The 15,158-nt window shown below is 46.0% G+C and carries 13 protein-coding genes and 1 pseudogene; 7 read left to right on the top strand and 7 right to left on the bottom strand.

Translation table 11 applies throughout. The features are described 5' to 3' along the window. Positions 1–547 precede the first annotated feature (547 nt). Together ACE1CM_RS42000 and ACE1CM_RS41995 are read left to right on the top strand one after the other, a co-directional pair. Positions 548–622, top strand: coding sequence for a PT domain-containing protein (locus ACE1CM_RS42000; RefSeq protein WP_374885233.1), 75 nt, complete (start codon positions 548–550; stop codon positions 620–622). A 22-nt stretch (positions 623–644) separates the two neighbouring features. Further along, positions 645–1,238: pseudogene (locus ACE1CM_RS41995) on the top strand (DUF6745 domain-containing protein). A gap of 289 nt (positions 1,239–1,527) precedes the next feature. On the opposite strand, the gene ACE1CM_RS41990 reads toward ACE1CM_RS41995, so the two are convergent. Continuing rightward, a complete protein-coding gene (locus ACE1CM_RS41990; protein ID WP_374885213.1) occupies positions 1,528–1,965 on the bottom strand; it encodes a hypothetical protein in 438 nt (145 codons plus the stop codon). 277 nt (positions 1,966–2,242) lie between these two features. After that, positions 2,243–3,226, bottom strand: a complete 984-nt coding sequence (gene hpnA, locus ACE1CM_RS41985; RefSeq protein ID WP_374885211.1) for a hopanoid-associated sugar epimerase — start codon at positions 3,224–3,226, stop codon at positions 2,243–2,245. A gap of 89 nt (positions 3,227–3,315) precedes the next feature. Here hpnA and ACE1CM_RS41980 point away from each other — a divergent pair, with 89 nt between their 5' ends. The 3 genes from ACE1CM_RS41980 (at position 3,316) to ACE1CM_RS41970 (ending at position 5,688) form a co-directional block, all read left to right on the top strand. Further along, positions 3,316–4,629, top strand: coding sequence for an FAD-dependent hydroxylase (locus ACE1CM_RS41980; protein ID WP_374885210.1), 1,314 nt, complete (start codon positions 3,316–3,318; stop codon positions 4,627–4,629). Between the two features lie 435 nt (positions 4,630–5,064). After that, the gene (locus tag ACE1CM_RS41975; protein WP_374885208.1) at positions 5,065–5,490 is read left to right on the top strand and encodes a hypothetical protein; all 426 of its coding nucleotides are present in this window, start codon (positions 5,065–5,067) and stop codon (positions 5,488–5,490) included. A 15-nt stretch (positions 5,491–5,505) separates the two neighbouring features. Beyond that, a complete protein-coding gene (locus tag ACE1CM_RS41970; protein WP_374885206.1) occupies positions 5,506–5,688 on the top strand; it encodes a hypothetical protein in 183 nt (60 codons plus the stop codon). 518 nt (positions 5,689–6,206) lie between these two features. Here ACE1CM_RS41970 and ACE1CM_RS41965 read toward each other — a convergent pair. The 5 genes from ACE1CM_RS41965 to ACE1CM_RS41945 form a co-directional block, all read right to left on the bottom strand. Next, the gene (locus ACE1CM_RS41965; protein ID WP_374885205.1) at positions 6,207–7,097 is read right to left on the bottom strand and encodes an alpha/beta fold hydrolase; all 891 of its coding nucleotides are present in this window, start codon (positions 7,095–7,097) and stop codon (positions 6,207–6,209) included. Between the two features lie 103 nt (positions 7,098–7,200). Beyond that, on the bottom strand, positions 7,201–7,686 hold the full coding sequence (locus tag ACE1CM_RS41960) for a glutathione peroxidase (RefSeq protein ID WP_374885203.1): 486 nt from the start codon (positions 7,684–7,686) through the stop codon (positions 7,201–7,203). Positions 7,687–7,791: 105 nt separating this feature from the next. After that, positions 7,792–8,619 carry a slipin family protein gene (locus ACE1CM_RS41955; RefSeq protein WP_374885202.1) on the bottom strand — a complete coding sequence of 276 codons (828 nt, stop codon included), beginning with the start codon at positions 8,617–8,619 and terminating at the stop codon, positions 7,792–7,794. Between the two features lie 194 nt (positions 8,620–8,813). Continuing rightward, on the bottom strand, positions 8,814–9,839 hold the full coding sequence (locus tag ACE1CM_RS41950) for a hypothetical protein (RefSeq protein WP_374885200.1): 1,026 nt from the start codon (positions 9,837–9,839) through the stop codon (positions 8,814–8,816). A 99-nt stretch (positions 9,840–9,938) separates the two neighbouring features. Next, positions 9,939–13,388, bottom strand: coding sequence for an ATP-binding protein (locus tag ACE1CM_RS41945; RefSeq protein ID WP_374885198.1), 3,450 nt, complete (start codon positions 13,386–13,388; stop codon positions 9,939–9,941). Between the two features lie 355 nt (positions 13,389–13,743). On the opposite strand from ACE1CM_RS41945, the gene ACE1CM_RS41940 reads away from it, so the two are divergent. Both ACE1CM_RS41940 and kaiB read left to right on the top strand, forming a co-directional pair. Next, the gene (locus ACE1CM_RS41940; RefSeq protein WP_374885197.1) at positions 13,744–14,667 is read left to right on the top strand and encodes a circadian clock protein KaiA; all 924 of its coding nucleotides are present in this window, start codon (positions 13,744–13,746) and stop codon (positions 14,665–14,667) included. Between the two features lie 88 nt (positions 14,668–14,755). Beyond that, a complete protein-coding gene (kaiB, locus tag ACE1CM_RS41935; protein WP_226581197.1) occupies positions 14,756–15,076 on the top strand; it encodes a circadian clock protein KaiB in 321 nt (106 codons plus the stop codon). Positions 15,077–15,158: the final 82 nt, after the last annotated feature.

The following is a 15,158-nucleotide window of genomic DNA, read 5'->3' as shown; positions in this document are numbered from 1 at the left end:
TCAAAACTCCAAAAAGCTGATGACGCCATGTGCAACTTTTTTAATTGGGGGATGGGTGGCGATCGCCTAAATCTCTGGTAAAGTTACCGCATCATTACCTTTTTTGCTTTGTACCAAGATAGTTTTACTGCCCTACCCCTACCCCCATCGCCAGACGCACCTCGTGCATCAGTCGGGTAATGGTGGCGATCGCTAGCATAGGTCTAAGAAACCCGGTAACAGATGGCGATATGTCGCAGATTAAGATAGAAAAACTGACGCAAAAGCAAGAAGCTTTAATTCCGGTATATCGAGAGAAGTGGCGAAGGATAGCACTTTCTACCGCAGCGATCGATCCTCAAAAATCATCTAATGCTATAAAAGCAGCTTACGAACTGATTGGCTATCAAGAGCCTGAGATTATTGTTTGTGATAGCCCTTTTGCGGCTTGCTACGCTCTTGTGAGTCAACTGGGGAGCGAACTGGATAGCCAACTGTGGAATCAACTGTGGAACCAACTGTGGAACCAACTGGATAGCCAACTGTGGAGCCAACTGGATGACCAATTGTGGAGCCAACTGGAGAGCCAACTGGAGAGCCAACTGGGGAGCCAGCTATGGAGCCAACTGGGGAGGTATTTTGATAATTACCTTTACCTTGTAGATTTGGCATTTGTTGGCAGTTATTGTGATTTTTGTATTTCTGTCTTAAATTGCGCTTTCGAGCCAAAAAAGTGGCAAATCTTTCAGTCGCTAGCGTTTGATTGTGGCTGGATTTTTGCTTTTGAAAAAACTTGCTATGTATGCGATCGCCCCCGCATCCTCTCGTTTGATAATCAACAACGCCTGCACGCAGAAGGAGAACCCGCGATTCAGTATGCCGACGGCTTCAGCGTTTACGCCTATCACGGCGTGATAGTGCCTGAAAAATAGGGGCAACTGCACCCGAATCAGTGGCAAGTACAATGGATTTTAGAAGAACAAAACGCCGAATTGCGGCGAGTGCTAATTCAGGGAATTGGTTACGCCCGCATCTGCCAAGAATTGCAAGCAACCGAGTTAGATACCTGGCGAGAATACACTTTGTTGAAAATTGATCGCCAAGTTGATGTGGAGCCAATTTATTTATTAAAAATGACCTGCCCCAGCACAGGATTTATTCATGCTTTGCGCGTACCCCCCTCGATGAAATCCGCCAGAGAGGCAATTAGCTGGGTGAATTGGGGCGTCGATCCAGAAGCATTTGCGGTGGAAACTTGAAACCTAGAAACCCGGTTTCTCTAATAATACCTGCGCCAATTTTCTGAAACGCCCCACGCTGAAGCATGGGGCTACACAAACAAAGCCCACCTACGTGGGCTAAAATCATTGCTTGCAGGCTGCGGAGGCAGCCAAAGTTTGTATAGCCCCACACAAACTTTGGCTGCCTACGTGGGCTAAAATCATTGCTTGCAGGCTGCGGAGGCAGCCAAAGTTTGTATAGCCCCACCCTTCAGGGTGAGGGTATTTTGGTGAAGGTATTGTCTAAGAAACCGGGTTTCTGACTGACTTAGGAAGCTAAATTCACAGATACCTTGGGAGGTACGCCGAGTCTGATATCAACGACAATCCCTTTTAAATTGGTTATATTTAGTCGTTTTTGCATGTCTTTGGTCATTAGTAAAGCCTTGAATATCAGCACCAATAACTTATTGTTTTGATGCTGATCTATCAGTGTTTGAACTGCCTCGTTGTTAATTCGTTCTACCGAACCTACTAGCGATGTTTTAATTTGGGGCAATATCCCCATTTCTACCTCAAAACTTCCTACCTCGAGGCCGAGACTTTCGGCAATTGGTAGAACCTTTTTGTATTCGTCTAAAACAGCCTCAAATTGTTCTTGGGCGGCTGCAGAAAGTTCTGTAGCCTGTTCCTTTAATTGACCTGCAACTTCCTCTGCTTTATCTTTGACACTTTGTAGCGGGTTGATTCCTTTTTTCAGGTTCATAATTCACTTTTAAGTCACTGCTGAAATAAATATATCATATATTTTATGCCTATAGTATATAGATTTGGTAGGAAAAGTAGTTAGTCAGATTGACGCTTTCCCTGCCAGCTTGCCTGGAGATTAAAATCCCTGGATCATAGCTTTAGTCCACTTAAGTGGACTAAAGAAATGTTTCGAGTCCACTTAAGTGGACTTTGGCTAAAAGCCCTTGTAATTTATTGCAGGGCGGGTTTTATGGGTAGCGACAAGGCTGTTAGATGTGGGTAACGTTTTGAATTTATCCCAATTCAAAATACTTCCTAAACCAGTCTACAGCATCTTTCAAACCTATCTCGATTGGTGTCTGAGGTAAACCCAATTCTCTCACAGCTTTTGCGGCATCGTAATACATAGTTTGCGTCGCCATGCGGACGCCATCTAAAGGTATCGAAGGCTGTTTTCCCAAAGGTGCGAGAATTCGCTCATCCACCCAGGCGACGCCCAGGGGCAACCAAGCGGGAACGCTGCTTTGAGGTGCTTTTAAACCTGTAATTTGGGAAAGTAGATCGAGGAGGGTTTTGAGGGTGAGGTTTTGGTTACCAAGGATGTAGCGATCGCCCGCCTTACCCCTTTCCAAAGCTAACAAATGTCCCCGCGCCACATCCCGCACGTCAATAAAATTTAACCCCGTATCCAGATAAAACGGCATTTGTCGCCGCAAAAACCTTAAAATAATATCCCCTGTAGGAGTAGGCTTGATATCCATTGGCCCAATCGGACTGCTGGGGTTGACAATAACCACATCTTGTGTTTTTCCAGCTTGAATCGCTTCTTGTTCCGCCCAATATTTAGATTTTTTGTAATCCCCAATCAATGCATCGGGCGGACTTTGATAAGTTTCATCGGCAATTCCTCCCGGTTTAACCCCAATTGCTGCTACCGAACTGGTATAAACCGTTCGTTCAATTCCCGCTTTTTGAGCAGCAGCTAAAATATTGCGAGTTCCTAGCACATTATGGCGATAAAGTAAATCCCTATCGGTTTGCCAAAGCGAATAATGCGCCGCAACGTGAAACAGGACTTGACACCCCGCCATTTGCTGCCACAATTGAGGGTCGTTAAGGTCGCCTTTGACAATTTCAATATCGAGATGCCGCAGGTTATCCAAACGACTGCTAGGACGCGCCAGCGCCCGTACAGTATATCCTTCCTGCACGAGCAATTGAATTAAGTTAGCACCGATAAAACCCGTACCGCCTGTAACAAAAGCTGTTTTAGTCATTTCATTTGAAATTGCTCGACTTGCAAACACCCGATTGATATTGCCAAAATACTAACCAGATAATAATTTTTAGATCAGTTTAGTTAAACATGGCGTCCCAACAACTCGCTCAAACCGTCTCGATGTCGCAAGCGATCGCGCCCCAGGCATTTGATTACGACTTAGCCATTGTCGGCGGCGGCATTATCGGATTAACCCTCGCTTGTGCCTTAAAGGATTCTGGCCTCAGTATACTGCTGATCGAGGCGCAAGCCGAGTCTGCTGCGGTAGCAAAAGGTCGCGCTTACGTAATTTCCCTACTTTCTGGGCGTATTTTTGCGGGCATCGGTGTTTGGGACGAGATTTTGCCCCAAATCTCTACATTCGGTCAAATCAGCTTATCTGACGCCGATTATGACAAAGTAGTGTATTTTGAACCCCAGGAACTAGGCACGAATGGTCTGGGTTATGCGGCAGAACACCGGGTACTGTTGAGTGCGTTGCAAAACCAATTAAAAAACAGCAAGAATGTCTCTTTCCTCTGTCCCGCAGAAGTAATACGTGCCGAATATCAAGCAGATGGGGTGGAAATCGAATTGCGCCTACCCCAGATCGGGCAGGGGGGCAGTTTGGATTCTCCCCCCATTACCAATGACCAATTACCCATTACCCTTTCCCGCATTCGGACTCGGTTGCTGGTGGGGGCGGATGGGGCGCGATCGCGCATTCGTCAAGGGGCAGGTATCCAGACAAAAGGTTGGCATTACTGGCAATCTTGCGTGGTAGCAACGATTAAACCAGAAAAATCCCACAATAATGTCGCCTACGAGCGTTTTTGGCCTTCTGGTCCAATGGGAGTTTTACCTTTACCCGGAAATCGCTGTCAAGTTGTTTGGACTGCACCCCACAGGGAAGCAAAAGCGTTACTGGAACTCGACGAAAAGCAATTTCTGCAAAAATTGGCATACCATACGGGGGGACTGCTGGGGAAATTGGAATTGATCGGCTCGCGATATTTATTCCCGGTACAGTTGATGCAGAGCGATCGCTACGCCCAACACCGCCTCGCACTCATCGGCGATGCCGCCCACTGTTGTCATCCCGTCGCCGGACAAGGGATGAACTTGGGTATCCGCGACGCCGCAGTATTAGCTCAAATTTTGACCGCAGCGCACCAGCAAGGTGAAGATATTGGCGATATCGGGGTACTCTGGCGCTACGAACGCTGGCGCAAAACCGAAAATCTCACCATTTTAGGGATGACTGATTTCCTCGATCGGATGTTTTCCAATAATTGGTTACCAATGGTAGTCATTCGCCGATTCGGTTTGTGGATCCTGCGCCACATTGCTCCTGTTAAAATTTATGTATTGCAGCTGATGACGGGTTTGAGGGGTCGTCCTCCCAAATTAGCTTCCGACTAACTTCATCATTGCTAATTATCCTCCGTCATCGATTTACGTGAAATTACTCAGGGGGCAGTAGGTAGTACGCGAATAATTTCCACTAACTGCTACCCGATTACACATTTTTCATTCTAAAAAACAGTTTATCCATTAAGAACTCCACTGCCCAAAACCCTTGCAAGATAAAGGGGCGATGAGTTTTAAGCCAGCAGCAATTTTCACTTTGTTGACGCTTTTTTTCATCTCCTTATCGCTCTATTTTCAGTAATTTTACGCATGAAGCCGCTATAAGTATAGATAAACATAGAAATTATACCGAGGCGAAATCTCGGACTACGTAGGTAAGTTTGGTCATTTAAATTCATCAAAGTTTTACAGGTATTTGCCTAGATCTCCATAATTTCTGCACATTTTCGTTTTAATCTTAGAAGTATCGAGCGAGAGGATAGTAATATGTCCGACAGAAACTATACTGAGTCATTGGAATTGGATCTGGGGTTAATTATCCGCGCTTTACAATGTAAAAGTAAATCCCTGATTGAGTTTTGTCAAAATACGCTAAACTGTATCAAAGGTGGTGAGTATGCAAAAACAATTTTTTCCGCAGCACTGCTGGAAGTCTATGAAACCGAACCGGATACTTTCGACTGGGTTGTAGAAAATTTGTACGACCTAGATACTTACACTGAATGGCTAGATGAATTTGTTTTCTCTATTGTGCAAAAACTGATTCAAAAGAGATTTGTTCTAGGTGAAGATTTCAGCTTGACTTGTACGAGAAAAATAATCGTCACCAAGAAGCTGAAAGCTTCGTTAGCAAGAAATTCTTCAAAACTCGATCGGTTTTTGCTGAAAAAAATATTGATAGTCCTTGACTAATCTCCGATTTTGTGTATGTCAATCCGCGAAGCTGTCCAACAAGCCTTGACCAAAGGTTATTTAACCAAAGAAACAGAAAAGCGGTTGCATCTACTTCTACAAACCAACGACGAAATGGAAGACTTTAATGCCTTTATCAAATTGCAGCTGGCGCTGGTTACGGGGCACGTGAGGCCAGTGTCTGGCAGAAAATTCTGAAGCTCAACCCAAATAAATTTGCATTTTGCCATCATCTTATTATGGCGAAATTTTTCATCTCGGTTGAGCGGTAAGCAAAGGAGATTGGCGACTGCTTGATAAAGCATCAGCGCCATCAACTCCCACTTTGCCAAATCTAAACTAGGATTCCGTCCCAGGAATAAGGCTGCTAATTTCCGAACAATTTCAGGGTCATCTACCAAGTTTCTATCAACTGCATATACCGCGATAGAAAAACTGGTTAAAGGCATCAATTACCCAGTCAAGGTCAGATTAATTTTGATTTGTCAGGTTATTTATATCAACCATTAGATATTAACTCAAGTTGCTAGTTATCTCATGCATAGCAGCTAATGGCTAATGGCTAATGGCGAGATTGGTAAAAATCCTATATGAGCAATTAGCAATTAGCAACGCCCTTGTTTATAACTAGCAACTTGCGTTATTAAGTGTTCTAGGGTGCGTTCGCGTTCAGCGTGTAAGTAGCACGTATCGCTGCCGCAGAAACCCAGCAGGTTTTACGATCGGATAAATGGTGCGATCGCATCCACAAACTCGGTTGTTGCTTCATAAGGCAGAACATTTCGACCCGGAATTTTGACTCCGCGACCGTTTGGTAAGTGCTTGACGTATTCCAGCAAACGGTCGTCCGGGGTTTCTTGCTTGCCTTCTTTACTGATACTAGAAGATTTCGTTCCCAAAACGACTAAAGTGGGTTGGGTAAGGTTGGCGATCGCATCCCCATAATCCTGCTGCCAAAATCTAGCTAGAAACGAAAACACCGCATACCGACTCGCCGGATTTTTTGCCCCTTCTTGTAACATTTCCAACCATTCGTTATCGACTTTTTCACCCGTCTCAAACAATTGTTTTGTAGAGAAAGATCGTAAAAATTCCTCCCGTCGCGCATAGCGATAAAACGCACTACCTACAGGAGAATCTAATAAATTCCAAGCAAATCTTTGCTGCCAATTCGGTGCTTTTTTTGCGATTACCTTCCAAGCTGGAGGTCCCGCTAATATTAATCCCCGAATTAAATTCGCTGACCTTTGCAATTTGACCAATTCCAGTCCCACAGGTAACAGCGCACCTTGGACGATTAAAATAACAGGTTTTTGCACCACGGTCTGCAAAAAATGATGCAATTGTTCTGCCCAATCCGCAGGGGTACAAGCTACGTGGGGCATATCGCTTTCACCGCAACCCAATAAATCTGGATTATAAATCGGATTTCCATGTCCCGTCTCATACCAAACGCGACAAAACCGTTGCCAGAAATGCCGAGACAACCCTACACCAATGGGATGAATTAATAACAGAGGTACACCCTCATCACCCGTTGAATTGGTTGGGTGATGAACTGAGTAGGTACAGCGATAATTATTCCAAGTGTAAAACAACGATTCCATATTAATTGATTGAAGATTAATTGATGTAGTAGCACGGCAATACAGATACCTCGGTTTAAGCAGGAAGATTGATAATGCTGTGCTACTACCCCGTGGTACAGACTTACTTTGCTAACTCGCGCTCAATTGCCGCAATTAATTCCGGGGAATCTGGAGCGACACTGCTCTTAAAATGAGCTACAATTTCGCCTTGTTTGCTAATCAAAAATTTCTCAAAGTTCCAGGACACCTCGCCTTTTGACTCAGTTGCTTTGGTCAGCGTTGCATAAAGCGGGTGCTGCTGGGGACCCCTGGCATGAACCTTATCAAACAGTTCAAAACTGACACCGTATTTACGAGTGCAAAACTGTTGAATTTCTGCATTGCTTCCCGGTTCTTGTGCGCCGTAGTCGTTGCAGGGAAACGCTAGAATTCGCAACCCTGCATCTTGATACTTTTGGTTTAACTTTTCTAGTCCGGCGTATTGGGGCGTGTAGCCGCAGTAAGAAGCCACGTTGACGATCAAGAGTACTTTCCCCCCATACTCGGATAGTTGCTTATCCTCGCCGCCGATGGTCAAGACAGCGATGTCAAAAACTGCACTGCTCATTTGAAATTCGATCTTTAACTGCTAGGTTCTTGAATCATTTTGCTACAAAACGTAAAGAAATTCAACACTTAGGCAGAAACCCGGTTTCTGAACCCGCGTGGGTATTTATTCTTTAGGATTGTTTTCTGGTTGAAGTGGCTGCACTTGTGAATTATAGACATTCCGCTTGCTGCCATTTTCCAGCGCCTCTGTCCAAGTCTTGGCTAAACTGATAAAATCAGAAGGCATCATAATCAGCGTGGTGGTGTTATTTTCCGCGCCAATTTCCGTCAGCATTTGCAGCCGTCTCAGTTCTAATGCGGCTGGATTTTCGACAATTTTTTGCGAGGCTTCGGCTAATTTAATCGAGGCTTCTTGTTCCGCAGCGGCTTTAATCAAACGGGCGCGTTTTTCCCGAATGGCTTCGGCTTCTTTTGCCATTGCCCGTTGCATACTGGGTGGAATTTCTACATCTTTCATTTCCACCCGTTCGATGATAATCCCCCAAGGTTCAGTAATTTCATCGACTATTTCTTGGACTTTGGTATTAATTTTATCCCGGTTTTGCAGTACGTCATCCAAGATATTTTGACCGACGACATTGCGTAAACTTGTTAAAGCGGTTTGATAGACAGCCAATTGGTAATTTTCGACTTTATTGATCGCTTTGGATGGATCGAGAATGCGGTAGTAAAGAACCGCGTTGACTTTGATCGTGACGCTATCAGCGGTAACGGTTTCTTGGGGTTCGATGTTGACGGTTTTGGTGCGGATATCGATTTGGGTTTTTTGGTCAATTACGGGTATCGTCCAGTACAAACCAGGTCCCATTACGCCTTTGATCCGACCCAGGCGAAAAATGACGCCGCGTTGATATTCCCGGTCTAGTTTTAAACCCGAAATCACCAATACAATAAAGACACCTAAAACAGTTCCTAGTAGAGAGTTTGGCATATCTAGCTAGTATTTAACTCAGCTAAGTCTATTTTAGTCTGGGCAATAAAAGCCGTGGGGTGGGGCGAGGACTGAAGCGAGGGCGGCTTTTTTGCCCAATTGCAGGCAAAACAGCAGCTTGAGGTTTATCAATGGGCGTGGGTTCAATTACACAAAACTTAGCATTTGAGCGAGAGGATTGATCCCGTTAATTTTTATTCTCGGTTGTAGAGTTCCATCATATTTGAATTATCCAGATCGATCTGGAGCGGTTTTGTACTTTCTATTTCCACAGGAACCATCCAATAAGCTTTGGCAACTGAAGTTTCATAAGGTGCATAGAGAAAGTAAGAGCCAAAAGGAACATTAGGAATTGTATACTTTCCCTCTATTCCCGTTTTCACGACTTGAAAACAACCTGTATGGGAAGAAACTTTTGCGTTCATGGCTTCGATATTTAAGTGCCAGTAACCGATGGGCGTTTTATTTTTATATATACTTTCACGCCATTTATTATCTCTGACGCGCTTAATTTCTGGTTTAACGCTGGCTTTGCATAAAGCGATTTCCAACCCTCTAAGAATATCTGAATTTCCTGCTTCTTTGGTTACCCATGCTCCTCCTGAAATAGTCGCCGTGCGCTGGTTAACCAGACTTAACCAGGAGTTTAAAAGACTGCTAAATTCTGAGGGGTAATTTAGAGGTTTGAAAAATCCCCATCTGTCCCAAAGTACGGTGGTTACCATAAAGGTAATAAATACCACTATAATTCTTTCTAAATTGCGCCAGATATGAGATGAAGATTTTTTAGGCTTTTTGGGCGCTATTTTTTTAGGTGCTGAACCATTGTTTCCCTGAGATGATAATTCATTTTGAACTGGAGCGCGCTCCTTACCATTGGAATTAAAATTGGAGTCAGAAACGGTGGGCAATGGGGTTTCAGATTTTTGTTCCAAGTTAAATTCTTGAGTCCAAGCTGCAACTTGATCTTCTAACTTACGCGCGTAAATTTTAACACTTTTGAGCGAGTCAAGCTGCCAAGTCATCATCGCTTGACGGATTGTGGTCACGACAGCTTTTTGATCTGGGACTTGTAATGACTCGACAAAAACGTACAAGCGATCGCCGATCGCTTTGACCGTACAACTGCTGCCCAAAGGTTGTAGCAATTGATTCATCACTTCGGCGAGCGCATTGCTATTGCCCAGCTTTGCCAGTTCTAAAATACTCTTTTCTCCCATGCAGTGCTAATTGCTAATTGCTAATTGCTAATTGCCAGTTTTCTCTGGGAATCACCTTTTGTGTCAGTTGATCAACTTGCGAAGTATACTATACCAGAACTAATCCCCAGTCCCCAATCCTTGGCGAATTTGCTCTAACAATTCTTTCATCGACACCGCAGCAGGTATGATGTGGGTCGCCACCTCCTGTACCAGTTCCACTAGCGCCGGAGTCAGAAACTCTGGCGTCGCTTCACTTTGTTTTATGTATTGACAATCCTCGCATTCTGAAGTATAATCCCATCCCTTTGTTCCCCGAAGCAGCACCAAGGTTGGAGGTCTGGAGTCAAACTGTCTCAAAGCATGGAAAACCTTGATCGCTGCTGGATGGGGGGCTGACTGTTCCAACTCGATCAGCAGTAAGTCAACGCTGCGATGTTGAATTTGTCGCAAAACTTCATCCCAAGTGCGAGGGATCGCTGCTTTAAACCCAGCGGTTTGTAGGTACTGAATCAGGGCGTGCAACCACTCAATCCGCTTTTTACCCTGGTGATTGGGTGCATCCGCAGCAGGGAGAAGGGATGGTGCGGGAGCAACAGAGCAGTTTAAGTCAGGCAGCATCGAGATATTGACGACTAAAATATTCGGCTTCCAACTCATTCCGGCGGCGACTTGAATTGCCTGCAATACGGCAGAAGTTTCGCTTGGGGAACCGGGGGGTTCCAAACAAGGAAAGACCGACAAACCCTTGACTTGATTCGCTGCCAGAGCGAGCGCTCGATCGAGCGTCACCAAGGGCAGAATTGCTAAAGCTTGGTGCTGACTTAGCTTTTGTAGGTAGTTTAAAGGATCGGCAATTTCTCGCTCGAGCAAAACAACGCGGGGTTGCCAAATTCTCGCTAAAAGTTCCGCTTGCTCTAGGTCATCAGCTTCTAGGACTCGGTAATGATGGCGATGCAAAACCTGACTCAGATGGGTGTCCCCCGCTCCGGTGCCATCGCTCCGGGTTAGGTATAAAATTGTCAGCTTGGTGGCGGGAGGTTGCGGTTGATTTTCTGCCGTCGGGACTGTTGTCAATTGCTCCAAGCAGTTTCGCAGCGCCTCCAATTCTACCGGCAGGCTTAAAAAATCATCGGCTCGGTTGCTCAAAGCGTGTTTTTTTTCTACCATTGTTGCCGTCACGATTGCTGGAATGTGACGAGTTTGAGGATCGGATTTTAGTAGCGTTAGCAGATCCCACCCCGACAGCAGCGGCAGCACCGGATTGAGCAATATCGCCAGGGGCTGTAACGCCCTCGCCTTTGCCAACGCTTCGGTGCCAGATCGAGCGATCGCGACTCTATACCCCAAACTCGTCAGCTTTTGAGTCAAATCTTCGATAAACCGCGAAGTTCCCTCCACAATTAAAACCAATCGCGATCTGGTATCGGTGATGGCAAATTGCCTGGTTTTTCTCCCCTGCTCAAGAGTTCCCCTCCTCATCTGCTCCCCTGCTCCCCCTGGCGGGCAAGGAGGTAAAAGCAGGGTAAACTGACTGCCAGCGCCTTCAGAAGAAATAAAGCTGACATCGCCACCGTGCAGGTGCGCCAAGCGCTGGGTTAAAACCAGCCCCAAGCCGGTACCCTGGAACTGACGGGTGAGGGGGCTTTCCAATTGCTGAAATTTTTGAAAGATTAAGTGCTGCTTCTCTTCTGGGATGCCAATCCCGGTATCCCAAACACAAAAAGCAAAAAAGCCTTCCCAACGACTCACCCGCAGACCGATAGATCCTGTGGGGTCTGTAAATTTTAAGGCATTGGACAACAGGTGAACCAACATCTGGCGCAGGCGCAACTCGTCGGCGACAAAGCTATTTAAACCCGGTTCGATTTCTAGAGTAAAGCGAGGTTCTATCGCCTCGCTATCGCTTTCTTCCGAGTCTGAGTTATTTTGCATTGCATACACCTGTCGGGCTTGCTCGTAGGCGCGATCGCATACCGTTGGTATATCCACAGCAGTTAGCATCAGCTCGACTTGCCCGGTTTCGATCCGAGTCAGATCCAAAATATCGTTGACCACCGCCATCAGATGGCGTCCGCTTTGGTGAATCAATCTGGCATAGCGAATTTGGCGATCGTTTAGTTCTCCCAGCAACCGATCTTTGAGCAAGCTGGATAACCCCAAAACTGCGGTGAGGGGCGTTTTCAGTTCGTGACTGATACAAGCTAAAAATTCATCCTTGAGCCGATTTAGCTGCATTAAATCGGCATTTTTAGCTGCCAATTCCTTGGCGACTTGCTGCTGTTCGGTCACGTCCTGAGCCAGCACCAGCCACAGGTCGCTCCCTGGTAATGCGTGTCCCACATCCAGCAGCACATCCCTCGCGGTGGCACCTTGGGCGCTAGCTTGAATCTTAGCAAGGCGAAACGACGCCGAGTCGAGCAACGGTGCCTCTGCGATCGCCGTGACTCGTTTTACCTCCTGCTGCGATAAAATATTGCCCAGAGGAATTTTGACAAATTGCCAGACTCGATCCGCACCATTTTCCATCGGGCAGACACAAACGCAGCTATTTGGATCTGGGCCAATTTGACACAGGTTAGGCAAATTGGCTGCCTCTGTTGGTGGTAAAGTAGGCCAAAGCGAGACGCTCGCATCCCGATGCGGTTGAGCGCCAGCTGCTGGCGCTTGCCCTTTAACGTCTTTCCCTTTACTTTTTCCTTTTTTCTGGCTCAACGGGGTAGGATTGTCCTTGGTCAGGGTTGCCAACCTCAAAACCTCGCCATTCGATTCTTTTGGTGTTGACACCGGGCGCGGATTTGTTCTGCCTTGTAAAGATGGACCGTGGCTTCGTTTTGGGGAACTAGCAGCGCCCAGATGCGCTGCTTGGGTTGGTCTTGCTTCTAGGAGCGTAGCGGCTTCTTGTCTCAGCCAGTCCGGATCTTGCAAGGCGCTGAAGTGTCTTTGCCAAGCCAAATTTTGCTGAAGCACCATGCCGCCACTGGTTTGCAACATTACTGGTATTGGCAGTCGCTCTAAAAGTTGCAGCAGGGGATTGAGCGTAAGAGCAGCATCGAGGGAATTTTCCTCGACTTTGGCGGCGCTACCCCGTCGTGGCGGTTCCTCACGGGCTAATTCAGCTTGGGGATGAGCGAGCAAAAATTGCCACAGGCGCCCAGTATCGAGCAGTCCCAAAAACTTGCCGCTGCGGTCAACAATCGCCCAGTCAGGGCGCTCTTGGACGCGAGGCCAAAATTGCTGTAAAGTCAAATCGGCGCTTAAGGTTGCCACTGGCGCAATAATCGATAGACCCAGTGCGGATAGGGGTTCTTGGTAATTAGGATGAGAAACATTACTCTGTCGAGCTGCTCCTGCTTGCTGGGAGTCAGCAGTTTCTTGCCCCAGATCGGCCATCATATAAGGCAATAAACTGCTCAGGTGCAGCACCCCCTGCGGATATTCCTGTTCGGTTACCACTACCAAGCTGGCGCACCGATTTTGGCTGAAAATCTTTAACACGGTGGTTAAAGCAGTTTTCCCCAGGCAGGTGGGAACGGTCGTGATAAATTCTTTCAGACAGGGACTAGGCATAAGATTAATCATTCTCCTGGCTGACCAGATTTCTAACCTCAACGGGATCAGCCTTGCTCAGGCTATTGGGCGCTCCCAAACCATGCCCCATGCGGCTTTAGAGCCAGCTTGCATGAGTGGGTATACAGGAGTCAGCCATGCCACCATCGGTAGAAATTTTTTCGCCACCGAGTTACGCGGGAGCAAAATAGTGTCTGGCTTAATTATGAGCCTTGCCAGAGGCTTAGGCACTCTTAGCCATTACAATTAATTACAATTCAACAAATGTTAGCTTAAATGTTAAGCATTGTATTGTGCCTGGGACGGTATCACCCTACCCACCTGGGTATGCTGGTTTGTTTAGCAGATTCTTTTATTGTCTAAAGTTGTGGGATCGCGACTATCTATTTTCACCTACCTACGTTCTGAGCCGCTGGCTCAGTCGCTGTCTCACTTTTTGAGTAGCGATCGCTATGTGCTAACTCAAATCTACTCTCAGGAAGAGTTTTTGCGAAAAGCCGAGCCAGAAAATCAACTGCCCGATTGCCTGATTCTACAAGATGACCCACAGTTATTGCCCTTGCTTACCCAACTACACCAGCAAGGGACTCTCTTACCCCTGGTAATTTTAAAGGTCGAGCTAGATGCCAAAGACTCTAGTTTGAGTCCCACCCCAAACGCCACCCCTCTAGCAGCTAACTCAATCTCAGAAGATACCAACTTTTTTTATCAAAATGCTGCTGTTCGCATATCAATTACCCAACTCAGCGAAATTCCTCGCTACATCGACCAAGCCATTACTCTGTTTCTAGAGCTTTCGCCGAGGCTTTCCGATTCCTCTCCATCCTCCATGTCTGACGACACCATAGAAGTTAAAACCCAAACTTTTCTGCAAGAACAGCAGCACAGGCTGGCTGAAAAACTCCGGGAGCGGTTAGGATACTTAGGCGTGTACTATAAACGAAATCCCCAAAACTTTTTCCGCAATCTTTCATCGGAGCAGAAACAAGAGTTTCTCGAGCAACTCAAAGCAGACTACCGTGAGATTGTCCTGACTTACTTTTCTAAAGACGACCTTTTGAATCAAAAAATTGATGAGTTTGTCAATCAAGCCTTTTTTTGCGATATCGCAGTGACTCAAATTGTGGAAATTCATATGGAATTGATGGACGATCTCTCCAAACAACTCAAATTAGAAGGCCGCAGCGATGAAATCTTATTGGATTACCGACTGACCCTAATCGATGTGATTGCCCACCTCTGCGAAATGTACCGCCGTTCCATCCCCAGAGATTCTTAATAAAAGGTTCAGAGTTCAGGGGGCAGATTTCATAGCAATTCGCTTACAATAAACTATGAACATTCAATAATAGACCATGAAAAAATTTATGAGTCCACTCAAAAAGACATACGTTCTCAAACTATATGTCGCTGGCAATACGCCCAACTCGGTTAGAGCTTTAAAAACACTAAAAAATATTCTGGAAGAAGAATTTCAAGGGGTCTACGCACTGAAAGTGATTGATGTGCTAAAAAGTCCGCAACTTGCCGAGGAAGATAAAATTCTGGCAACGCCCACCCTGGCTAAAATATTGCCTCCTCCGGTTCGCAAAATCATTGGCGATCTGTCAGACCGGGAGAAAGTTTTGATAGGGTTAGATCTGCTTTATGAAGAACTGCGGGAAGAAGATGAAGGATTGGGTTTATAAACCCAAGCAGAACAACGGAGTTGACAAGTTTTGTGTTAGATGTAGTATATAACAGGTTGATTTAGCATCGGAAAGACCGCTT

Source organism: Microseira sp. BLCC-F43, from assembly GCF_041929235.1.
Taxonomy (GTDB): domain Bacteria; phylum Cyanobacteriota; class Cyanobacteriia; order Cyanobacteriales; family Aerosakkonemataceae; genus Microseira.
This window is presented reverse-complemented; position numbering and strand designations above follow the sequence as displayed.